Source organism: Streptomyces sp. RLB3-17, assembly GCF_007113425.2.
GTDB classification, from domain to species: domain Bacteria; phylum Actinomycetota; class Actinomycetes; order Streptomycetales; family Streptomycetaceae; genus Streptomyces; species Streptomyces mirabilis_D.
On sequence record NZ_CP041610.2, the window covers coordinates 9,204,193 to 9,225,492 of the forward strand.

Here is a 21,300-nt window from a genome sequence, read left to right on the forward strand (position 1 = left end):
GTCTGAGCAGTGGAGCACCGTGAAACGCCTGCAGTGGCCGAGTTGGATGCCGATCGACCCGTACATCCTGCTGTTGCTCGGGACAGTGGGCCTCGCGGCCCTGCTCCCGGCACGGGGCACGGGCGCCGACGTCGCGTCGGGCGCGTCCACGGCCGCCATCGCCTTCCTCTTCTTCCTCTACGGGGCCCGGCTCTCCACCCGTGAGGCGGTCGAGGGCCTCAAGCACTGGCGGCTCCATGTCACCGTCCTGGCCTGCACCTTCGTCGTCTTCCCGCTGCTCGGCCTGGCCGCCCGCGGCCTGGAACCGGTGCTCCTGACCCACGACCTCTACACCGGTCTGCTCTTCCTCACACTCGTCCCCTCGACCATCCAGTCGTCGATCGCCTTCACCTCCATGGCCCGCGGCAACGTGCCCGCCGCGATCTGCGCCGGCTCCTTCTCCTCCCTCGCGGGCATCGTCGTCACCCCGCTGCTCGCCGCGGCACTGCTGGGCGGCAGCGGCGGCGGTTTCTCCGCGGACTCGCTGGTCAAGATCGTGCTCCAACTGCTGGTGCCGTTCCTCGTCGGGCAGGTGCTGCGCCGTTGGATCGGCGGATTCATCACGCGCCACAAGAAGGTCCTCGGCTACGTCGACCGCGGCTCGATCCTGCTCGTCGTCTACACCGCGTTCAGCGAGGGCATGGTGCAGGGCATATGGCACCAGGTGAGCGCGGTGCGACTGGCGGGCCTGCTCGCGGTCGAGGGCGTGCTGCTCGCGGTGATGCTGACGCTCACCTGGTACGGCGCGAAGGCGCTGGGCTTCCACCGCGAGGACCGCATCGCGATCCAGTTCGCCGGGTCGAAGAAGTCCCTCGCCTCGGGACTCCCCATGGCCAGCGTGCTGTTCGGCGCGCACGCCTCGCTCGCCGTGTTGCCGCTGATGCTCTTCCACCAGATGCAGCTGATGGTGTGCGCGGTGATCGCCAAGCGCCGCGCCCACGACCCCGAGGCGGCTACGGCCCCGGTTCCCCCAGTCGCAGCGTCACGAATCGCGGTCGGTACAGCGCCACGTTCCGACTGAGGTTCGCCTGCGCCGAGACACCGCCCGTGGCGTCCAGCCAGTTCACGTCATAGCTCAGGACGAGCCGGTCGCCGTCGCTCAGCGCCGCGTGCACCTGCGGGTTGTACGCGGCCACCTGCCCCTGCGGCAGGGCCGGACTGAAGCTCCGGGTGGGCCCGTGCCAGGGGCCGGTCGGCGCGCACGCCCAGTACGAGGTGATCGTCGTCAGGCCCGCGGTGCCCGCCGCCATCGTGAACAGGACGTACGTCCCGCCGTCCCGCACCACCGTGAAAGCGCTGCCGACCCCCGTGCGCCGCTCGTCCCCGAGCACCGGCCCCGGTCGTGCCCGCACCGCCCATCCGCTGCCGTCCCAGTACTCCCAGGCCCCCGGCTGCCCGAGCCGGCCGCGCGGCACCCGCGCCACGTACGCCTGCGAGGCGGGACGCGAGGCGGCCTGGCCGTCGTCGCCGCCGAAGACGTACGTCCACGCGCCCGCGTCGACCGTCGAGGTGCCGAACAGCACCCGCCTGGAGGGATCGGTCACGGAACTCTGGTCCAAGGCCGTGGTGATGCCTTCCAGCCGCAGGTCGGGCAGCGAGAGCGTGGCGATCTCGGTGGACGTGGGCACGCCGTAGATCCAGGGAGCCTGGCCGGCGGTACGCGTCCACAGCAGGACGCGGACGACCTGCTCGGAGGAACCGGGGGAGCGCGGTTCGACACGGGCCGCGACCGGCCACCGCCACCGCCCCGGCCCGGGGTCGGGGAACACCGGCGTCGGCAGTGTCGTCTCCAGCCGCCCGTCCTTCGCCATCACCACGGCCGAGTTCCGCACCAGGGGCGCACTCGTGTCGCGCCACGCGTACGACTCGCCGACCGGGTTCGGAGGCGCGTGCACCTGGCCCAGATACGTGTCCGAGAACAGCCACAGCACCCGCCCGTCCGGCAGCCGCACCGAGTGCGTACCGTCGCCGCCGGTCCAGTCGTCGACACGGCTCGCGTCGTCCCCGTACCGCGCGAACTCGCCCGTGAGCCGAGCGTCCGCGCTCCAGGACCGCGGCGTGCGGGCCGTGCACGCGCCGCCGCCCTCCCGGTCGTGGTCGGGGAGGGCGGTGAGCAGCACGGCCGCGCAGACCAGGGCGAGCAGGACACCGAGGCCGGCCCCGGTCCGCCGTCGTCGTGCTCGTGCGTCGTCGGGCACGGACGGGACGTTAGTGGCCGCCGCGCACCTGGTCCATGGGCAGATGCAGGACGGTGTCCCGGGTCACTTCCCGGGAGGGCGGCGCGGACAGTTCGTCGTCGCTCAACGCGCGGTCGTGGACGCGTACTTCGTCGATGGCTCCCGTGAAGTACGCCCGGCTGTCCATCCGTTGCCCGACATGGACCCCGAACGGCGAGTTGCGGCTGACCGATCCGGGCACGTCCGCGGCGACGACCGCCGTACCGTCGACGGAGAGCGTGAGCAGTCCGCCGCCCCGGCGCAGGGCCAGATGATGCCACTGGCCGTCGTTGTAGGCGCTCGCGGTGCGCACGGAGGCGGAGGTCGGGGCCGCGGCTCCGCTCCTGGTGGTGATCAGCGCGGTGATCCGGTGGGACGCGGGCTCGGCGCGCATCCACACCTGCGGCTGCGTCGTCCCGATCCCGCCCATCCACAGCAGCGGCTGCTCCCCGCCGGTGGCCGTGTAACGGAACCACAGCGACGCGGTGAAGTCCTTCGTCCCGAGCGGGAGTCGGTCCTGATACGGCAGGCGTACGGCGTCGTCGGCGCCGTCGAACTCCAGCGCGCCGCCGCGCACGCCCGCCGTCTCCCGGGCGCCGCCGAGGACCGCGGCCGGTTCGGCGTGCCGGGCGAGGTCGTCGGTCGTCGGGTCGGGGCCGCGGCGCGGGGTGAGCCAGTCCTCGGTGAAGCGGGCGAAGCGGACCTCGTCGCGTGCGTCGACCGCGCCGCCCTCGTACAGCAGCCCCACGGCGCCGCCGCCGATCCCCACCAGGTCGGAGTAGCCCGACCAGTCGGTGGTCACGACCGTGCCGCGGTCCACGCTGTCCCAGGTACGCCCGCCGTCGTACGAGGAGCGGATCATCATGGTCCTGCGGCGGTCGGGGTCGCCGGGGCAAGCCAGCAGGACGCGGTCGCCGAGGCGGAGTACGGAGCCCTGGACCTGGGGCGCGTAGAGGCCGGGGAGGTCGCGGAAGGGCGCCGTGAAGCTGTCGCCGCCGTCGCGGCTGACGGTCTGGGTGCGGTGGCCGAGGTCGGTGCCGTCCTGCTCGCGCCCGCTGACGAGGACGGACCCGTCGGCGCGTTCCGTGAGCGTCAGCTCGGACGGCTTCTGACGGAAGGTGCCGTCCTCCGCGATCGGCCAGGAGTCGCTCGCGCCGATCCGCCAGTGGTCGCCGCCGTCGTCGCTGGTGATGAGGGCGGCGTTGTTGGCGGTGACCCGACTTCCGTTCCAGGTCTCGGTGTTGACGCCGAAGACGAGCCGCCCGGCGTGCCTGCCACGGGTCAGCTGGATGCCGTGCACAGGGCCGGTCGCGTACCAGGAGTTCCAGTTCGGCGGGAGGATCTCGGCGCTCAGGTCGCGCGGTGCGGACCAGCTGAGGCCGTCGTCGTCGCTGTACTGGAGATGCGGGGTGCGGTCGCAGGGGACGTCGCAGCCGCGCCCGTCCGTGCGGCCCGTGTTGTACGTCTCCGCCAGCACGATGCGACCGGTCTCGCGGTCCACGATCGGGGCGGGGTTGCCGTGGGTGTCGCCCGCCCCCTCGTTGACGACCTGGAGGGGTCCCCAGGTCCGGCCGCCGTCGGTCGACCGCTTGACGACGATGTCGATGTCACCCGCGTCGCCGCAGTCGTGCACGCGACCCTCGGCGAACGCCAGCAGGGTGCCGTGGGTGCTCCGCACGACGGCCGGGATGCGGAAGCAGGCGTAGCCGGGATCCTGGGAAGCCCTGAAGAGCACCTGTTGTTCGAACGACGCACCGGACCCACCGGACGCACCGGACGCACCGGACGCGTCGGTCGCGGAGGCCCTCGCGGGGCTCGGCAGCGCGAGCACGCACAGTGCGGCGGCCGTGAGGACGGCGGTCAGGGTCGATCTGAGACGTGCGCGCAGACGTGCCGACATGGTGCGACCTGCCCTTCGTGTGGCTGGGCAACCAGGGGGATCCAGACATCCGACATCCGACATCGGACGTCCAATGTGTGTGCCACAGACGCTACTTGGGCTCTCAGCGGCCCCACAAGAAGCGAGCGCCGGTCGTGTTCACGCCAAATTTGAACGCGTCTGTCAGGGGCGCAGCACCACCTTCCCCAGGTTGCTCCGTGACTCGATCGCCGCGTGCGCCTTCGCCGCGTCCTCCAGGGCGAACTCCCCGTGCACGGCGGACCGCAGGGCTCCCTCCGCGAACAGTCGCCACAGTTCCTCGCGCCACCGCTCGTACCGCCCCGGCTCGTTCCGGGCGATCCGGGCCATCTGGAAGCCGATCACGGACTTGGCGCCCACCAGCAGGTCGTACGCCCGCACGCTCCCGCCGCCCGAGCTGTACGCGACGAGCCGCCCGCCCGGGGCGAGGGCGGCGACGGCCGGGGTGAGCAGGTCGCCGCCGACCGCGTCGAGAACGTAGTCGACGGGCTCGCCCCAGTCCTCGGAGTCGTACGCGATCACCTCGTCCGCGCCGAGCCCCCGGACGAACTCCGCCTTGCCGAGGGCGAGCGCGGACACGGCCCCGACGACACGCGACGCGCCCCGCAGCCGGGCGAGTTGGACGGCGAGATGGCCGACGCCGCTCGCCGCGCCGGTGATCAGCGCCGCCTCGCCGGGTGCGGGGCGCGCCGCCTCCAGGGCGCCGAACGCGACCAGTCCGCTGCGGACGAGGGCGACGGCGTCGACCGCGCTCGCACCCACCGGGACGGAGGAGGTCATGGTCTCGTTGAGCAGGACGTAGTCGGCGTACCCGTGTCCGAAGCAGAGTCCGGTGACGCGGTCGCCCGCCGCGAAGCGGGTGACGCCCGCGCCGACGGCGACGACCTCGCCCGCGATCTCGCCGCCCAGCGGGATCGGCTCCGCGGCCTCGGTGACCTTGCGGACGATGGGGAGGGTGACGCCGATCGCCTCGGTGCGCACCAGCAGTTCGCCGGGCCCGGCGGCGGGTACGGGGACGTCCTCCAGGAACAGGGGGCCGCCGGTGTGCTCGTAGCGGACGCGACGCATCGCACCTCCAGGGGGAGAGGGTGAGCCCTCAGGTCGTTGGGATCCCCAACGGTATACCGCATTCATTGGGAAGACCAACGGCTATTCGTTAGGCTGGCCCCATGTCCGCCTCCGCGCCCCTGTCCGCCATCCGCTCCCTCCCCAGCTGGCTCCTCGGCCGCACCGCCGCCCGCGGCCGTGCCCTCGTCGCCGAGGCGCTGGCGGCCGAGGGTCTGAAGATGTGGGATCACGTGGTGCTCTCCGCCGTCTCCGATCTCGGCCCCGTCGCCCAGGCCGAACTGGGCCGCAGCATCCAGCTCGACCCCAAGGACCTGGTCGGTGTTCTCAACGACCTCCAGGGCGCGGGCCTGGTCCTGCGTGAACCCGACCCCAGGGACCGGCGCAAGAACGCGGTGTCCCTCACGGAGGAGGGCGCACGCCTGCTCGCGCGCTGCGAGCGGGCGGCGCGCGAGGCCAACGACGCGCTCCTCTCGCCGCTCTCGGAGGCCGAGCGGAAGCAGTTCATGGGCTTGTTGATCCGGATTTCCGGTACGGACGGCTGATGAAGGCTAACGTTCCGTCATGACCGCACCCGAAACCGAACCCCGGCTCGCCCTCGACCCCGCGCGCACCGCCCTGGTGCTCGTGGATCTGATGGAGCGCATCGTCGGACTGCCCGTGGAACCCCGCAAGGGCACCGAAGTCCTCGTCGCCGCCGAGGAGCTGGCGGCCACCTTCCGCAAGGCGGGCGCGCTCGTCGTGCTCGTCCGGGGCGAGCGGCCCGGGCTGCCCGAACAGCCGCCCGGCAGCGGACTCGTCGCCGGGCTCGCGGTGGAGGGTGACCTCGAGGTCGTGAAGCGGACCATCGGCGGGTTCCAGGGCAGCGGTCTCGACGAGCGGCTGCGGGAGCGCGGCATCTCCACCCTGGTGTTCGGCGGGATCGCCACCAACCTCGGTGTCGAGTCCACCGCCCGCGCCGCCGGCGACCTCGGCTACGACCTCGTGTTCGCCGAGGACGCGATGGCGGCCCTCACCGCGCCCGAACACGAGGCGTCGGTCCGCCTGGACTTCCCCCGCCTGGGCACGGTCGTGACCACCGCGCAGGTGCACTTCAGCGCGGGCTGAGGCGCGGAGTCGGGCAGGGAATGCCGCGGCGGCGCGAGGCAGGGGAACGCGCGCGGTCGCACCAGCACCGTGCCGCCGTCCAGGGCGACGGTCGAACCGGTGCCGAACCGGCCGCGCATCAGGCAGAGGTACGCCTGCGCCACATCCTCGGGCGTGGGTGAGGGACTCCCTCGCCCCGTACGGGCCGGCCGCCACGGTCCTGCCCGGCATCGGACGCCGGCCCGCGGTGCCCGTGGTGGGCGCGATGGAACCGCCCTTCCTGGTGCGCCGTACCTGACCGCCGTCCAGGACCTCCTTCGCCGGTGGCGATACCCTGAAGGCATCGCCACCGCGACGACGGAAGGGGCGGCCATGGACCTCGACCTGCGGAAGATCCGCTACTTCGTGGCGGTCGCCGAGCTGCTCCACTTCGGCCGCGCGGCGGAGCGACTGCACATCGCTCAGCCGGTCCTGAGCCGTCAGATCCGCGCCCTGGAGAAGGACTTGGGCGCACCGCTTTTCGAACGCGACAGCCATGGGGTGACCCTGACGGCGGCCGGGCATCAACTCCTCGACGACTCAAGGCAGTTGCTCGCCATCGCGGACGCCACCAGGCTCCGGGTGCGACGGGCCGCCGGCGGACCGCGCCGGCTGGTCGTCGGCTTCCGGGCCGGCGTCGTCGTGACCCGCGCCCTGCGCGCCTTCGGAGCCGCCCACCCGGATGTCGAGGCGCTCGCCCGCCGCGTCGAATGGGACGACCAGGAGCGACTGATCCTCGACGGTACCGTCGACCTCGCCTATGTACGCCGCCCGATCCGCGAGCAGGGCCTCACGCTGCTGCCGTTGTTCAGTGAGGCGCGCGTGGCGATGCTCCCCGCCGACCACCGGCTCGCGGGCAAACCGGAACTCGCCCTGGCCGACCTGGCGGACGAACCGCGCCTGAGGTACGCCGACCCGCGTCCCGGCGAGCTGCCGATCCGCACCATCGAAGAGAAGTTCGAGTCCGTGGCGAGCGGGGCCGGTATCACGCTCGTACCGGAGTCCGTCGCCGAGCAGTACTCGCGCCCGGACATCACCTACGTACCGGTGCCGGACGCGGAGCGCGACGAGGTGCTGCTCGCCTGGGAGGCGAGCCGGCGCTCGCCCCTGATCACCGCCTTCGCCCGGCTCGCCCCCCTCGCCGACCCGGCGCGGGCCGAGGAGCCGTGAGCCCGGTCGCGGCGGGCTGAGGCGGGGCCCCTACGGCGCAGGGGGCGCTCCCCGCCGGTCGGGGCCCCGCCGCCGTGCCGCGGGGAGCCGGTCAGCCCTGGGCGGCCGCGGCCCGCAGGGCGATGCGGTGCTCGCCCGCGTACACGTTCATGGAGGGGCCGCGCAGGAAGCCCACCAGGGTCAGCCCGGTCTCGGCGGCCAGGTCCACCGCCAGCGAGGACGGTGCCGAGACCGCCGCCAGTACGGGGACGCCCGCCATGACCGCCTTCTGCGCCAGCTCGAAGGAGGCCCGGCCCGACACCAGCAGGATCGTGCGGGAGAGCGGCAGGTCGCCGCGTTGCAGGGCGCGCCCGACCAGCTTGTCGACCGCGTTGTGCCGGCCCACGTCCTCCCGTACGTCGAGCATCTCCCCGTCCTCCGTGAACAGGGCCGCGGCGTGCAGACCCCCGGTCCGGTCGAAGACCCGCTGGGCCTCGCGCAGCCGGTCGGGGAGGCCGGCGAGGAGAGCGGGCTCCAGCCGGACCGGGGGAGCGTCGCCGCCGTCGTCGATGGCCCAGCGGGCCGTCGTACGGACCGCGTCCAGGCTCGCCTTGCCGCACAGGCCGCAGGACGAGGTCGTGTAGACGTTGCGCTCCAGCGTGATGTCGGGCAGCACGACGCCCGGCGCGGTCCGGACGTCCACGACGTTGTACGTGTTGGACCCGTCGACCGTCGCGCCCGCGCAGTAGACGATGTTCTGCACCTCGTCGGCCCGGCCGAAGACCCCCTCGCTGACGAGGAAGCCCGCCGCGAGCGCGAAGTCGTCGCCCGGGGTGCGCATGGTGATCGCGAGCGGTTTCCCGTTGAGTCGGATCTCCAGTGGCTCCTCGGCGACGAGCGTGTCGGGGCGGGTGGAGACAGCCCCGTCCCGGATGCGGATCACCTTGCGTCGTTCCGTGACTCGTCCCATGTCCTGATCAGTCCCGGTTCTGTACGTGCTGGTAGCCGAAGCGGCCCTTGATGCAGAGATTGCCGTGGGTCACCGGGTTGTCGTGCGGGGAGGTGACCTTCACGATCTCATTGTCCTGCACGTGCAGGGTGAGGTTGCAGCCCACACCGCAGTACGCGCACACCGTCGTCGTCTCGGTCTGCGCCGACTCGTCCCATGTACCCGCCGCCCGCATGTCGAACTCCGACCTGAACGACAGTGCCCCCGTCGGGCACACCTCGATGCAGTTGCCGCAGTACACGCACGCCGAGTCGGTCAGCGGGGCATCGTGCTCGACGGCGATCCGGGCGTCGAATCCGCGCCCGGAGACCGAGATCGCGAAGGTGTTCTGCCACTGGTCGCCACAGGCGTCGACGCACTTGTAGCAGAGGATGCACTTGTCGTAGTCGCGGACATAGAGGCCGTTGTCGATCTTGGGCTCCTCGTCGAGACGCGCCGCGTCGGGGCCGAAGCGGTCCGGTTTCGCCTCGTACTCCTTGATCCACCCGGCCACCTCCGGAGTGGTCGACAAGTCGACCGAGGAGGCGAGGAGCTCGATGACGACCTTGCGGCTGTGGCGTGCGCGCTCGGTGTCCGTCCGTACCTCCATGCCCGCCTCCGCCTTGCGCGAGCAGGCCGGGACGAGGGTCCGGGCGCCCTCGAGCTCGACGACACAGACCCGGCAGGCGTTCTTGGGGGTGAGCGTGTCGCCCTGGCAGAGGGTGGGGACCTCCTTGCCCGCCGCCCGGCAGGCGTCGAGGATCGTCGAGCCCTCCGGAACCCTGACCTCCTGCCCGTCGAGGGTGAACTCGACGAGCCGACGCGGCACTCCCAGCGGTATCGCGGTCATTCGTAGGCCCCCAAGCGGTCGATCGCGGATTCCACGGCGTTCCACGCGGTCTGCCCGAGACCGCAGATCGAGGCGTCCCGCATCGCGCGGCCCACCTCTCTGAGCAGGGCGATGTCATCGGCCGCCGCGGCTCCCCTGCGCTCGGCGATCCGGTGCAGCGCCTCCTCCTGCCGTACGGTCCCGACCCGGCACGGCACGCACTGCCCGCACGACTCGTCGCGGAAGAACTCGGCGATGCGCAGCAGGAGGCGGGGGAGCGGGACCGTGTCGTCGAAGGCCATGACCACACCCGAGCCGAGGGTCGTGCCCGCCGCCCGGGTGCCCTCGAAGGTGAGCGGGATGTCGAGTTCGTCGGGCCGTACGAAGCCGCCCGCCGCGCCGCCGAGCAGCACCGCGCGCAGCCCCTCGCGCACGCCCGCCGACTCCAGCAGCTCGCCCAGCGTCGCCCCGAACGGCAGTTCGTAGATTCCGGGCCGGTCCACGCTGCCCGACACGCAGTACAGCTTCGGGCCGGTGGAGCCCGGCGTGCCGATCGCCGCGTACGCCTCGGCCCCCCTCGTCAGGATCGGCAGGACGTTCACCAGGGTCTCGACGTTGTTCTCGGCAGTGGGTTTGCCGAACAAACCCTTCTCCACAGGGAAGGGCGGTTTGGAACGCGGCTCTCCTCTGTACCCCTCGATCGAGTTGAACAGGGCGGTCTCCTCGCCGCAGATGTACGCGCCCGCGCCCCGCCGGATCTCGATGTCGAAGGCGTACCCCTGGCCGAGGACGTCCTCGCCGAGCAGGCCACGCGCGCGTGCCTGCCCGATGGCGTGCTCCATGCGGCGCAGGGCGCGCGGGTACTCGCCGCGCAGATAGAGGTAACCCTTGTGCGCCCCGACGGCGTACGCCGCGATGGTCATCGCCTCGACGAGGGCGTACGGGTCGCCCTCCATGACGACCCGGTCCTTGAAGGTGCCCGGCTCGGACTCGTCGGCGTTGCACACCAGGTAGTGCGGACGGTCGGGCTGGGACGCCGTGGCCTGCCATTTGCGGCCGGTGGGGAAGGCGGCGCCGCCACGCCCGACCAGGCCCGCGTCGGTGACCTCGCGGATGACCCCGGCCGGCCCGAGTGCGAAGGCCCGCCGCAGCGCGGCGTACCCGCCGTGCGCCCGGTAGTCGTCGAGCGAGGCGGGGTCGACCACACCGACACGGCTCAGCAGCACGAGGGAGGGATCGCCCGCCTGGGGCACCGCGAAGGCCGCGGGCGGCTCCTCGGGCGCCGAGCCGGGGGCGCTCGCCGCCTCCGCGGCCCGCGCGACGGTGGTGGGCGCCGACACGGCCGTACGCACCGGATCGCCCGCCCTGACCGCGAGGACCGCCGGAGCGCGCTCGCACAACCCCAGGCAGGGGCCGCGCTCGACGCCGACGCCGCTGCCGGGCCCGAGGCGGGCCTCGACCCCGGCGCACAGCTCCGCCGCGCCCGCCGCCGCGCACGCGAGGTCCGTACACACGTGCAGCACGGTCGCGGGGCGCGGCTTCACCGAGAACATCGCGTAGAAGGTCGCGACCCCGTACGCCTCCGCCGGCGGCACGGTCAGCCGACGGCACAGGTAGTCGAGCGCGCCCTCGCTGATCCAGCCGATCCGGTCGTTGACGGCGTGCAGCCCCGGCAACAGCAGGTCGCGGCGTTCGCGCGCCTCCCGGCCGCCGCGCGCCCACCTGAGGTCGGCGGCCCTCATCTCATCGCGCGCGGCGCCCTCCCACGAGGACTCCGGAGGGCCGAGCAGCCCGTCGATCGCCGCCCGCTCCTCGTCCGTCGGCTTGCTGTCACCGAAGTGCAGATCCACCACATCACCTCACTTGAGTCGCGACCGGCAGCTTCTCGATCCGGATGGCCGACGCCTTGAACTCCGCCGTCCCCGCGATCGGGCAGTTCGCCTCGATCGTCAGCTGGTTGGTGTCCACCTCGTCGGGAAAGTGCATGGTCATGAACGCGAGGCCGGGCCGCAGCGCGGTGTCGATCCACACCGGTGCCACGACGGATCCCCGGCGCGAGGAGACCTGGACCTCCTCGCCCACCACGACCCCGTAGTGCTCGGCGTCCTCCGGACAGAGCTCGACGTACTCGCCGCGCCGCAGCGGCGAGGCGAAACCGCCGCTCTGCACCCCGGTGTTGTACGAGTCGAGCCGCCGCCCGGTGGTGAGCCGGATCGGATACTCCTCGTCCGTCAGATCCACGGGCGGGTCGTGCTGGACGATCCCGAACGGCGCGAGCCGGCCGCGCTCGGCGGGGTCCGAGGCCCACAACCGGCCGTGCAGATAGGTGGGTTCGAGCCGTCCGATGTCGGGGCAGGGCCACTGGATGCCCTGGTGCTCCGCCAGACGTTCGTACGTCATCCCGTAGTGGTCCGGCGACACCGACCGCAGCTCGTTCCAGACGGCCTCGGCGTCGGCGTACTTCCAGTCGTGCCCGAGGCGCGCGGCGAGGGCGCAGAGGATGTCGATGTCCTCGCGTGCCTCACCCGGCGGCGTCACCGCCGCGCGCACCCGCTGCACCCGCCGCTCGCTGTTGGTGGTGGTGCCCTCCGTCTCCGCCCACCCGGCGGTCGCGGGCAGCACGACGTCCGCCAACTGGGCCGTCTTCGTGAGGAAGATGTCCTGCACGACGAGGAAGTCGAGGGCACCTAGCCGCCGTACCGCCTGTTCGCTGTCGGCCTCCGACTGCGCCGGGTTCTCACCGATGCAGTAGACGGCCTTGAGCGTGCCCTCCTCCATGGCCTCGAACATCTCCGTCAGGTTCAGCCCGTAGTGCGGCTGGATGACGGTGCCCCAGGCGGACTCGAACTTCAGCCGCGCCTCGGGGTCGAGGATGTCCTGGAAGCCGGGGAGGCGGTTGGGGATGGCGCCCATGTCGCCGCCGCCCTGCACGTTGTTCTGCCCGCGCAGGGGCTGGAGCCCGGAGCCGTGGCGGCCCACGTGCCCCGTCAGCAGGGACAGGTTGATCAGCGCGCGGACGTTGTCGGTGCCGTTGTGGTGCTCGGTGATGCCCAGGGTCCAGCACAGCTGGGCGCGCTCCGCGCGGGCGTACGCGTGCGCCAACTGCCGTATCGCCGCCGCCGGTACGCCCGTCACCTTCTCGGCGAGCGACAGCGTCCAGGGCTCGACGAGCGCCTTGTACTCCTCGAAGCCGCTGGTCGCCCGCTCGATGAAGGCGTGGTTGGCGAGGCCCGCGTGGATGATCTCACGGCCGATCGCGTGCGCCATCGGGATGTCGGTGCCGACGTTCAGACCGAGCCAGCTCTCCGCCCACTCGGCCGTGGACGTACGGCGCGGGTCGACCGCGTACATCCGGGCGCCGTTCCTGATCCCCTTCAGCACGTGCTGGAAGAAGATCGGGTGTGCGAAGCGGGCGTTGGAGCCCCACATCACGATGAGGTCGGTCTCCTCGACCTCCGCGTACGAGGAGGTGCCGCCGCCGGAACCGAAGGCGGCGCTCAGGCCCGCGACGCTCGGGGCGTGGCAGGTGCGGTTGCAGGAGTCGACGTTGTTCGTGCCCATCACGACCCGGGCGAACTTCTGGGCCACGTAGTTCATCTCGTTGGTCGCGCGGGCGCAGGAGAACAGGCCGAAGGCGCCGCGGGCGGCGCTCAGTCCCGCCGCCGCCCGGGTCAGGGCCTCGTCCCAGCCGGCCCGCCGGAAGGGCTCGTCGCGCGCGTCACGGACCAGGGGGTGCGTGAGCCGGGCGTAGATCTTCGATTCACGTTTCCTCATGCGGCGCTCCTCAGCGCGAGCAGGTCCGAGATGGCGTGGACGGTGCGCAGGGTGGGCACCTCGACGCCGGTGATGTCCGCCAGCTCGACGACCGCCGCCAGCAGTACGTCCAGTTCGAGCGGCTTGCCGCGCTCCAGGTCCTGGAGAGTGGACGTGCGGTGGTCGCCGACGCGCTCGGCGCCGGCCAGCCGCCGTTCGATGGAGACGCCCACCTCGCAGCCGAGCGCCTCGGCGACCGCGAGCGTCTCGGTCATCATGATCTCGATGACCTTGCGGGTGCCGCCGTGCAGGCACATCTGCCGCATCGTCGCGCGGGCCAGCGCGCTGATCGGGTTGAAGGAGATGTTGCCGAGCAGCTTGAGCCAGATGTCGTTGCGCAGATCCCGTTCGACCGGGCACTTGAGACCGCCGGCCGTCATGGCCTCGCTGAACGCCGCGCACCGCCCGGAGAGGGTGCGGTCGGGCTCGCCGACGGAGAACCGGGTGCCTTCCAAGTGCCGTACGACGCCCGGTCCTTCCAGCTCGGTCGCGGCGTACACGACACACCCGATGGCCCGTTCGGGCGCGAGCACCGCACTGACCACGCCGTTCGGGTCCACGCTCTCCACGCGGTGGCCGTCGTGCGGGCCGCCGTGCCGGTGGAAGTACCACCAGGGGATGCCGTTCTGGGCGGCGATCACCGCCGTGGTGTCGTGCAGCAAAGGCTCGATCAGCGGCCCGCACGCCGCGTACGAGTTGGCCTTCAGGCCGAGCAGGACGTAGTCGACCGGGCCGACCTCGGCCGGGTCGTCGGTGGCATGGGCGCGCGCGGTGAAGTCGCCACGCGGGCTGAGGACTTGGACTCCGTGCTGCCTCATGGCCGCGAGATGCGGTCCACGGGCGATGAGGTGCACATCGGCGCCGGCGCGGTGCAGCGCGGCGCCGACGTAGGCGCCGATCGCACCGGCGCCGAGAACGGCGACTTTCACTGTGGCTCGCTCCGTTCGGTCGAGGGTACCGAGGAACTGCCGAACTCTGTCGACGAAATATTGTCTACAGTATGGAACTTGGGGCGGCAAGGCTTCGCGCAGCACCTCGACGGACCATCGTGAGGGCCGCCCGACCGTTCGTCGCGCGATGGATACCGCTCACCGCATACCGTCGACGAGTTGGCGTCGAACGGCTTCACAACCGGGCAACCGCTTCCTATCGTCCGGGATCATGAGTCCCCCTGTCGCGCCACCCGGCTGGAGCCGCTGGCTCGTCCCGCCCGCCGCACTGTCCGTCCACCTCTCCATCGGCCAGGCGTACGCCTGGAGCGTCTTCAAGCCGCCGCTCGAATCCGCGCTCGGCCTCAGCGGGACCCAGAGCGCGCTGCCCTTCCAGCTCGGCATCGTCATGCTCGGACTGTCCGCCGCGTTCGGCGGCACCCTCGTCGAGCGCAACGGACCGCGCTGGGCGATGACCGTCGCCCTGGTCTGCTTCTCCACCGGCTTCCTGATCGCCTCGCTCGGCGCCGCCACCGAGCAGTACTGGCTGATCGTGTTCGGCTACGGCTTCGTCGGCGGGATCGGCCTCGGCATCGGCTACATCTCACCCGTGTCGACCCTGATCAAGTGGTTCCCGGATCGGCCCGGCATGGCCACCGGCATCGCGATCATGGGCTTCGGCGGCGGTGCGCTCATCGCCTCGCCGTGGTCCGCGCAGATGCTGAAGTCCTTCGGTTCCGACTCCTCCGGCATCGCGCTCGCCTTCCTCGTGCACGGGCTGTCGTACGCCGTCTTCATGACGCTCGGCGTCCTGCTGGTGCGGGTGCCGCGCGGCGACAAACCGCCGGTCAAGGCCGGACCCGCCCCGCTCGACGGGGTGCAGGTGTCCGCGAACAGCGCCGTGCGCACCCCGCAGTTCTGGTGCCTGTGGGTCGTGCTCTGCATGAACGTGACCGCGGGCATCGGCATCCTGGAGAAGGCCGCCCCGATGATCACGGACTTCTTCGCGAACACCTCGACCCCGGTGTCGGTCTCCGCCGCCGCGGGCTTCGTGGCGCTGCTCTCGGCCGCGAACATGGCGGGCCGGATCGGCTGGTCCTCCACGTCCGACCTGATCGGCCGCAAGAACATCTACCGCCTCTACCTCGGCGTGGGCGCGATCATGTATCTGCTGATCTCGCAGTTCGGGGACTCCTCCAAGCCCCTGTTCATCGTCTGCGCCCTGGTGATCCTCTCCTTCTACGGCGGCGGCTTCGCGACGATTCCCGCCTACCTGAAGGACCTTTTCGGCACCTACCAGGTCGGCGCCATCCACGGCCGGCTGCTCACCGCCTGGTCCACGGCCGGCGTCCTCGGGCCGCTGATCGTCAACTGGATCGCGGACCGCCAGAAGGAGGCGGGCAAGCACGGTGCGCAGCTCTACGACACCTCGTTCCTGATCATGATCGGGCTGCTGGTCGTCGGGTTCGTCGCCAATGAGCTGGTGCGACCCGTCCATGCCCGCCACCACATCCCCGCCCCGAGGGAGGCCGCCGATGACGACTCCGTCCAGCCCCAGCAGTCCGCCTGACCGCCGTCCACTGATCGCCTTCGCCTGGCTGTGGGTGGGGGCGCCGCTCTGCTACGGCCTGTACGAGCTCGTCCTGAAGGCCAAGCAGCTGTTCACGGGGTAACGCCCGGTGTACGGACCGCGAGGCCGGGCGTGCGTGCGGACGTTGCCAGGACGTCCGAAGGTCTGACAGAAGCCGACAAGCCTGACGCCGCTTTCCTGTGGCAACACCTGCCGTCGTACCCGCGAGTCACTGATCAGACTGGAGGATCCCCCTACCCAAGGCAATGAGGGAGACCCCCCAATGAACGGCTCACGCATCGCGGCCGTCGGCCACTACCAGCCCGCCAAGGTGCTCACCAACGAGGACCTGGCGGGCCTGGTCGACACCAGTGACGAGTGGATCACGAGCCGGGTGGGCATCCGCACGCGCCACATCGCCGGTCCCGACGAGCCCGTCGACGAGCTGGCCGCGCACGCCGCGGCCAAGGCGCTCGCGGCGGCCGGTCTGACCGCGGGCGACATCGACCTGGTGCTGGTCGCCACCTCCACGGCGATCGACCGCTCCCCGAACATGGCCGCCCGGGTCGCCGCCCGCCTCGGCGTGCCCTCCCCGGCCGCGATGGACGTCAACGTGGTCTGCGCGGGCTTCACGCACGCGCTCGCCACCGCCGACCACGCCGTGCGCGCGGGGGCGGCGACCCGCGCCCTCGTCATCGGCGCGGACAAGATGTCCGAGGTCACGGACTGGAGCGACCGTACGACCTGCGTTCTCGTCGGGGACGGGGCGGGGGCCGCGGTGGTCGAGGCCGCCGCTCCCGGCACGGAGCCCGGCATCGGGCCGGTGCTGTGGGGATCGGTGCCCGAGATGGGGCACGCCGTACGCATCGAGGGCACGCCCCCGCGGTTCGCGCAGGAGGGGCAGAGCGTCTACCGCTGGGCCACGACACGGCTCCCTGCGATCGCCCGGCAGGCCTGCGAGCGGGCCGGGCTCTCGCCCGAGGAGCTCGCCGCGGTCGTCCTGCACCAGGCGAACCTGCGCATCATCGAACCCCTCGCCGCGAAGATCGGCGCCGTGAACGCCGTCGTCGCGCGCGATGTCGTCGACTCCGGGAACACCTCCGCCGCCAGCATCCCGCTCGCCTTCTCCAAGCTCGTCGAACGCGGCGAGATCAGCACCGGCGACCCGGTGCTCCTCTTCGGCTTCGGCGGCAACCTCTCGTACGCGGGACAGGTCGTCCGCTGCCCCTGACGTGCGCGGACGACCGGGTGTGACGCGTCCGACTCTCCCCGGGCCTGGCCATGGTGCGCCGTAGACTGTAGACGAAAGACAATCGATACTGTCTGTTGACACCTGCTTTCCGGTGACTGGCATCTGCTTTCCGACGACGGTGACGGTGACGGGATGGCTCGGCAGGAGGGGACCCCGATGTTGTCGACAGGACTGCCGCCGGGGGCGGTGCCCAAGCTCGAACGGCCAGGCCCGCTGCGCGACCGTGTCTACGAGGCGCTCCTCGAACTCATCACGACCCGCGCCCTCCAGCCGGGCCAGCACCTGGTCGAGAGCGAGCTCGCCGGGCATCTCGGCGTCTCCCGGCAGCCGGTCCGCGAGGCGCTCCAGCGGCTGAACACGGAGGGGTGGGTCGATCTTCGGCCCGCCCAGGGCGCCTTCGTGCACGAACCGACCGAGGAGGAGGCCGACCAGCTCCTCACGGTCCGTACGCTGCTGGAGGCCGAGGCCGCCCGGCTCGCCGCCGCCAACGCGGGCACCGCCGGCATCACCGCGCTCGAGGAGCTGTGCGCCGAGGGTGAGCGCGCGGTCGCCGCCGACGACGTGGACGGCGCGGTCGCGATGAACGCCCACTTCCACGCGAAGGTCATGGAACTCGCAGGCAACGCGGTCCTCGCCGAGCTGGCCGCCCAGGTCGACCGCCGGGTCCGCTGGTACTACACCCCGGTCGCCCGGCAGCGCGGCCACCAGTCCTGGATCGAGCACCGCGACCTCATCGCGGCCATCGCCGCCCGCGACGAACCCCGCGCCACCCAGGTCATGCGCGCCCACACGGAGCACACGCGCAAGACGTACCACGAGCGCGAGAGGTCCTGACCACCGGTTCGGACCGGCCGCGGTCGGCTGTCGTCACGGTGCGCGGTGCGGGGCGGCCGGCTATGCCGGGGCCGGATGCGGTAACCGAGGCTGAGGACGACCTTGATGGTCTCCACGGCGAGCTCCCGGTCGTACTCCTTCTCCGGCTCCGGCAGCTCCGGGTAGGGGACGAGCAGGGGGTGTGTCAGGGCGATGTCGCTTCGTTCCGCACCGCGCCGCCAGCCCTCCGCGAACCGGCGCCGGGCCCAGTGGGCGTGTGCGTTCTCCGCCAGCGCCTCGACGAGCGCCAGCAGACCCGCGTCGAGTTCGATCCCGCTGGTGTCGAGGGGTGTGGGCGTCCAGTTGTTCTCTGCCATGCCTCAGGTTCCGGAGTAGTCGGATGTGATCTGACCGGTGAAGAAGCCGTCCATGTCCTGGACGATGAGGGCGACTCGCTCGGCCTCGGTCAGGTCGGAGATGTCGGCCCCCTGCTCGGGGATCAGGTCCTCCGAACTGCCGTCGAGGAAGTAGGGAATGATGGTCAGCCGCCCCTCGTCGCTGAGCCGGCGTGCGGTCGCCAACTCGCGTCTGCACCACTCACTGCGCCAATAGGCGTGGCTCACCAGCGGGACGAACACCTGGCTCGCCGAGAGCTGCTGCTCCAGCCGGTCCTGCCATTTCGACCCGCGCGGGATCGTGTTGTTGTACACGTAGTGGAAGAAGGTGAAGTTCTGGAGCTTGAGGGCACGACCGACCTCGCGTGACAGCGCGTCGTCCGGTCCCGCCGTGCTGAGGAAGATCTTGCCGTCGGCGCGGCCGGTGCTGCGGATGTAGCCGATCCCCTCGTCGAGGTTGCGGAACTGTTGGCGGGGGAGGTCGAACCGCTCCAGTTGCTGCTCCAGTCGGGCGGCGAACTCACCGGGGTTGTTCCACCACAGCACGGGATCCTGCTCGAACGTGGCGTGCCGCAGGGTCTCACCCGCGACCAGGTCCGGGACCCGGGGGCCGCGGACCGTTCGCGGGATCGTGGTGGATCACGTTCAGGGTCGGGATGGACCGGCCGAGGAGCAGGTGGAAGAGCCGGTCAAGAGGCTCCTGGTCACCAATGTCGATGACGACGAAGTCGAGCGGGTCGAGCTGGAGGGGGATCTCCGCCGGATCCGTGAATTCGACGTTCACCCCCTTGACGGCGTACCCGAACTTCGTCAGGGTCTGCGCGATCAGGGGTTTCGCCGCCCGGTAGGCAGGGGTGTCGGGTACCGCGAGCCCCACCTCGCCGACCAGTTGGTCGCCGGCGGAGGAGTAACCCCGCGCCTTGAGCGTGAGCTGCCGGATCGGCTGCTCGAAGCCGTCGTACGTGTCCAGCTCGTCCCGGTCGAAGACGAAGCGTTCCTGGACGTTGGGGAAGTGATACCCGGGGACACCCTTCTCGACGAACACCAGCAGGGGTTTGATCGCCCGTGCCGCCAGCACTCGGGCCGCGAGCCCGTACTCGTAGACGATGAACGGCGAACACTTGTAGGCGGGCTGATCCCGGCGCAGGGTGACCACGCCGACGAAGCACGCGCTGCGCCGCATCATCATTTCCAGATGACAGGTCGACAGCGCCCCTGCGGACTTCGGGTCGACCGTGAATCCGAATCCGTGCGCATCGAAGGCGCGCCAGAAGAACTCGTTCACATCGCGGTCTTCCCGCCGATAGCTGTGGCTGAAATAGGTGGGAATCCGCCGTGCCGCGACCATGACCGCTCTTCACTTCCCCGTGGACTCGTTGCGCGGGCTCGCGAGCTGAACCCAGGTGCCCATTTCCCGCTGTTCGATCCGCGACACACTGGAGGCGAGGTTCTTGTCCCGCGTGCTCGCGTCGTCGTACGGCCTGGCGCCGGTCAGATACAGCCGACGCTCCGCCTCGACGGCCTCGCGCGCCTGGCTGAAGCGCAGGTAGTCGTCCTGCCAGTGGAACGTGGAGCGCAGGCCGGTGATGACCACGACCAGGCCGCCCAGCACCGCGGGTAGCCGTGCGGTCCCCGGCACGATGACCGCCGACACCGGAATGGCCGCGGACAGGATCAACTGCAGGACCTCCGTCAGCCGGAAGTACCTACGGGCCTTGATTGCGGCGGCCCGGTACCACTCGTAGGACCCGTTGGCGATGCCCAAGGCATAGCCGGGGTCCGGGAACTTCTCACGCGACGCCTCCGGCACCATGCGCTCCCCCCAGCACTTGACGACCACGCGGACGTGACGACCACTCCTGTCCGCAGGCACACAGTAGCCGTGGAGTCACCTGGCCGGATCCCGCTCGGCCCAACGCGCCTCGATCGTCAGCATGGTCACCAACACGGCGACCAGGGCGATGAGTTGGGCGAGTGCCGACAGGTGGGTGCCGAGCGGAGCGGTTGCCAGCGCGATCGGTACGGTCGTGGCCCGGTAGGCCAGCGGTGTCAGTCGCAGCACCGCACGGAACGCCACGTCCCCGGCGAGGAACAGCGCCACCCCGCCCGCGACCGCGACGGCGGGACCGGTGTGCAGTTGCTCCGTGAGGTGCCCCAGCGACTTCTTCACGCCCGCCGCGAGATAGGCGATGCCGAGCAGCATGGGCAGGAAAGCGTAGTAGTACGCGTTCATCGCGAGCCGCCAGCGGCGGTCCTGCGGGGTCACGGCGAACACGGCCTCCGCGCGGTCCTCGTCGCGCACGAAGTACGTCCACCACAGCGCGCTCGCCAGCGCGAGGGCCAGGAAGGCTCCGCCGAACACATTGGCGGTGAACGGCAGATCGCCGATGCCGATGCCGATCGCGATGACGGACTCGCCGAACGCGACGATCAGCAACAGCCCGTGCCGTTCCACGAAGTGCGCCGGGTCGAGGCCGCCCAACTGGGCGCGCAGAAAGGCTGCTTCGCGTCCGTCCCGGCGGCGCGGACCGTGCTCGGCCAGGAACGGCGTGACGAACTGCAGCACCAGCGCGAGCAGCCACAGCCCGTCCGCGGCGAGTCCGTCGAAGAGTCCCGCGGCCGTCACCGACAGTGCGGCGAGGGAGTTCGGCACCGCGTACCAGATGACGTCCCGGCCGTGGCTGCGCGTGTAGAGCGTGCTGTGCACAAGGACGACGGCCAGGAAGCCGAGGCCGAAGACGACCCCGCCGTCGTCGAAGGCGCGCGGGATGGCCAGCGCGCAGACCAGGAAGGACGCCATGCCCAGCATCAGCAGGATGCGGCGTGAGGGGCGGTCGGGCGGCACCTGGTTGGTGAGGTACGCGTAGGCGCCGTACATCCAGAACAGCACGACGAAGATCAGTGCGACGCGCCCCGCCGTGGCGAACGACAGGTCGGCGGTCAGCATCACGGTGAGCTGGGTGAGCGTGAAGACGAAGACCAGGTCGAAGAAGAGTTCCAGGGTGCTGACTCTGCGTCCCGGCTCCGCCGCCGGCACGGGATGTGTTCCGTCCGCGGCCTGTTGATGTGGTTCGTCGGCTGCCGGCCGATGTGGTCCGTCCGCTGCCGTGCTCATGTGCGTCCCCCTGACACGATCCGTAGGGAGATCGTATGCGGCGTCCTAGCCGCCGCTCCCGGACCTCGCTTTGTCCACTCAGTG

General features: G+C 71.2%; 20 protein-coding genes and 1 pseudogene. 8 read left to right on the top strand and 13 right to left on the bottom strand.

Annotated elements, in window-relative coordinates; translation table 11 throughout:
* The first annotated feature begins 19 nt into the window (after positions 1-19).
* Positions 20-1,060: a bile acid:sodium symporter family protein gene (locus tag FNV62_RS41275; protein WP_143656218.1), complete on the top strand. Its 1,041-nt coding sequence runs from the start codon at positions 20-22 to the stop codon at positions 1,058-1,060.
* On the opposite strand, the gene FNV62_RS41280 is transcribed toward FNV62_RS41275, so the two are convergent.
* From FNV62_RS41280 to FNV62_RS41290, 3 genes are all read right to left on the bottom strand, one after another.
* Positions 993-2,237, bottom strand: a complete 1,245-nt coding sequence (locus FNV62_RS41280; protein ID WP_144315985.1) for a DUF4185 domain-containing protein — start codon at positions 2,235-2,237, stop codon at positions 993-995. The two genes, FNV62_RS41275 and FNV62_RS41280, sit on opposite strands and share 68 nt — an antisense overlap.
* 10 nt (positions 2,238-2,247) lie before the next feature.
* On the bottom strand, positions 2,248-4,155 hold the full coding sequence (locus FNV62_RS41285) for a sialidase family protein (RefSeq protein WP_144315986.1): 1,908 nt from the start codon (positions 4,153-4,155) through the stop codon (positions 2,248-2,250).
* A 162-nt stretch (positions 4,156-4,317) separates the two neighbouring features.
* The gene (locus FNV62_RS41290) at positions 4,318-5,241 is read right to left on the bottom strand and encodes a quinone oxidoreductase family protein (RefSeq protein ID WP_143609859.1); all 924 of its coding nucleotides are present in this window, start codon (positions 5,239-5,241) and stop codon (positions 4,318-4,320) included.
* A 101-nt stretch (positions 5,242-5,342) separates the two neighbouring features.
* On the opposite strand from FNV62_RS41290, the gene FNV62_RS41295 reads away from it, so the two are divergent.
* The 3 genes from FNV62_RS41295 (at position 5,343) to FNV62_RS41305 (ending at position 7,533) form a co-directional block, all read left to right on the top strand.
* Positions 5,343-5,783, top strand: coding sequence for a MarR family winged helix-turn-helix transcriptional regulator (locus tag FNV62_RS41295; RefSeq protein ID WP_143609860.1), 441 nt, complete (start codon positions 5,343-5,345; stop codon positions 5,781-5,783).
* 19 nt (positions 5,784-5,802) lie between these two features.
* Positions 5,803-6,345 carry an isochorismatase family protein gene (locus tag FNV62_RS41300; protein WP_143609861.1) on the top strand — a complete coding sequence of 181 codons (543 nt, stop codon included), beginning with the start codon at positions 5,803-5,805 and terminating at the stop codon, positions 6,343-6,345.
* Positions 6,346-6,696: 351 nt separating this feature from the next.
* A complete protein-coding gene (locus tag FNV62_RS41305; RefSeq protein WP_143603475.1) occupies positions 6,697-7,533 on the top strand; it encodes a LysR family transcriptional regulator in 837 nt (278 codons plus the stop codon).
* Positions 7,534-7,624: 91 nt separating this feature from the next.
* Here FNV62_RS41305 and fdhD read toward each other — a convergent pair whose 3' ends face one another.
* The 5 genes from fdhD to FNV62_RS41330 are packed head-to-tail and all read right to left on the bottom strand — an operon-like array spanning position 7,625 to position 14,071.
* Positions 7,625-8,482, bottom strand: a complete 858-nt coding sequence (fdhD, locus tag FNV62_RS41310; protein WP_143609862.1) for a formate dehydrogenase accessory sulfurtransferase FdhD — start codon at positions 8,480-8,482, stop codon at positions 7,625-7,627.
* A gap of 7 nt (positions 8,483-8,489) precedes the next feature.
* Positions 8,490-9,350: a 2Fe-2S iron-sulfur cluster-binding protein gene (locus FNV62_RS41315; RefSeq protein ID WP_054230085.1), complete on the bottom strand. Its 861-nt coding sequence runs from the start codon at positions 9,348-9,350 to the stop codon at positions 8,490-8,492.
* Positions 9,347-11,179, bottom strand: a complete 1,833-nt coding sequence (locus FNV62_RS41320) for an NADH-ubiquinone oxidoreductase-F iron-sulfur binding region domain-containing protein (protein ID WP_143628931.1) — start codon at positions 11,177-11,179, stop codon at positions 9,347-9,349. The genes FNV62_RS41315 and FNV62_RS41320 overlap by 4 nt, the downstream gene beginning before the upstream one ends.
* A gap of 4 nt (positions 11,180-11,183) precedes the next feature.
* Positions 11,184-13,103 (bottom strand): molybdopterin oxidoreductase family protein, encoded by a 1,920-nt coding sequence (locus FNV62_RS41325; RefSeq protein WP_143628933.1) that lies wholly within the window; start codon positions 13,101-13,103, stop codon positions 11,184-11,186.
* Positions 13,100-14,071, bottom strand: a complete 972-nt coding sequence (locus FNV62_RS41330) for a 2-dehydropantoate 2-reductase (RefSeq protein WP_143628934.1) — start codon at positions 14,069-14,071, stop codon at positions 13,100-13,102. Before FNV62_RS41330 ends, FNV62_RS41325 begins: the two co-directional genes overlap by 4 nt.
* Positions 14,072-14,303: 232 nt before the next feature.
* Between FNV62_RS41330 and FNV62_RS41335 the strand changes: the two genes are divergently transcribed.
* The 4 genes from FNV62_RS41335 to FNV62_RS41345 all read left to right on the top strand — a co-directional run bounded on the left by FNV62_RS41335 (position 14,304) and on the right by FNV62_RS41345 (position 17,727).
* Positions 14,304-15,641: an OFA family MFS transporter gene (locus tag FNV62_RS41335; protein WP_097287074.1), complete on the top strand. Its 1,338-nt coding sequence runs from the start codon at positions 14,304-14,306 to the stop codon at positions 15,639-15,641.
* The gene (locus FNV62_RS54770) at positions 15,607-15,744 is read left to right on the top strand and encodes an MFS transporter small subunit (RefSeq protein WP_165853968.1); all 138 of its coding nucleotides are present in this window, start codon (positions 15,607-15,609) and stop codon (positions 15,742-15,744) included. Before FNV62_RS41335 ends, FNV62_RS54770 begins: the two co-directional genes overlap by 35 nt.
* A gap of 180 nt (positions 15,745-15,924) precedes the next feature.
* On the top strand, positions 15,925-16,872 hold the full coding sequence (locus FNV62_RS41340) for a beta-ketoacyl-ACP synthase III (RefSeq protein ID WP_054230089.1): 948 nt from the start codon (positions 15,925-15,927) through the stop codon (positions 16,870-16,872).
* 177 nt (positions 16,873-17,049) lie between these two features.
* Positions 17,050-17,727 (top strand): GntR family transcriptional regulator, encoded by a 678-nt coding sequence (locus tag FNV62_RS41345; RefSeq protein WP_143628937.1) that lies wholly within the window; start codon positions 17,050-17,052, stop codon positions 17,725-17,727.
* 83 nt (positions 17,728-17,810) lie between these two features.
* On the opposite strand, the pseudogene FNV62_RS58115 reads toward FNV62_RS41345, so the two are convergent.
* From FNV62_RS58115 to FNV62_RS41370, 5 genes and pseudogenes are all read right to left on the bottom strand, one after another.
* Positions 17,811-18,083: pseudogene (locus tag FNV62_RS58115) on the bottom strand (RyR domain-containing protein); the annotation flags it as partial.
* A 3-nt stretch (positions 18,084-18,086) separates the two neighbouring features.
* The gene (locus tag FNV62_RS41355) at positions 18,087-18,647 is read right to left on the bottom strand and encodes a toll/interleukin-1 receptor domain-containing protein (protein ID WP_164331838.1); all 561 of its coding nucleotides are present in this window, start codon (positions 18,645-18,647) and stop codon (positions 18,087-18,089) included.
* A gap of 34 nt (positions 18,648-18,681) precedes the next feature.
* Positions 18,682-19,449: a hypothetical protein gene (locus FNV62_RS41360; protein ID WP_143628940.1), complete on the bottom strand. Its 768-nt coding sequence runs from the start codon at positions 19,447-19,449 to the stop codon at positions 18,682-18,684.
* A 9-nt stretch (positions 19,450-19,458) separates the two neighbouring features.
* On the bottom strand, positions 19,459-19,914 hold the full coding sequence (locus tag FNV62_RS41365; protein ID WP_143628942.1) for a DUF4231 domain-containing protein: 456 nt from the start codon (positions 19,912-19,914) through the stop codon (positions 19,459-19,461).
* A 75-nt stretch (positions 19,915-19,989) separates the two neighbouring features.
* Entirely contained in the window at positions 19,990-21,216 is a 1,227-nt protein-coding gene (locus FNV62_RS41370; RefSeq protein WP_143628943.1) for a low temperature requirement protein A, read from the bottom strand.
* Positions 21,217-21,300: the final 84 nt, after the last annotated feature.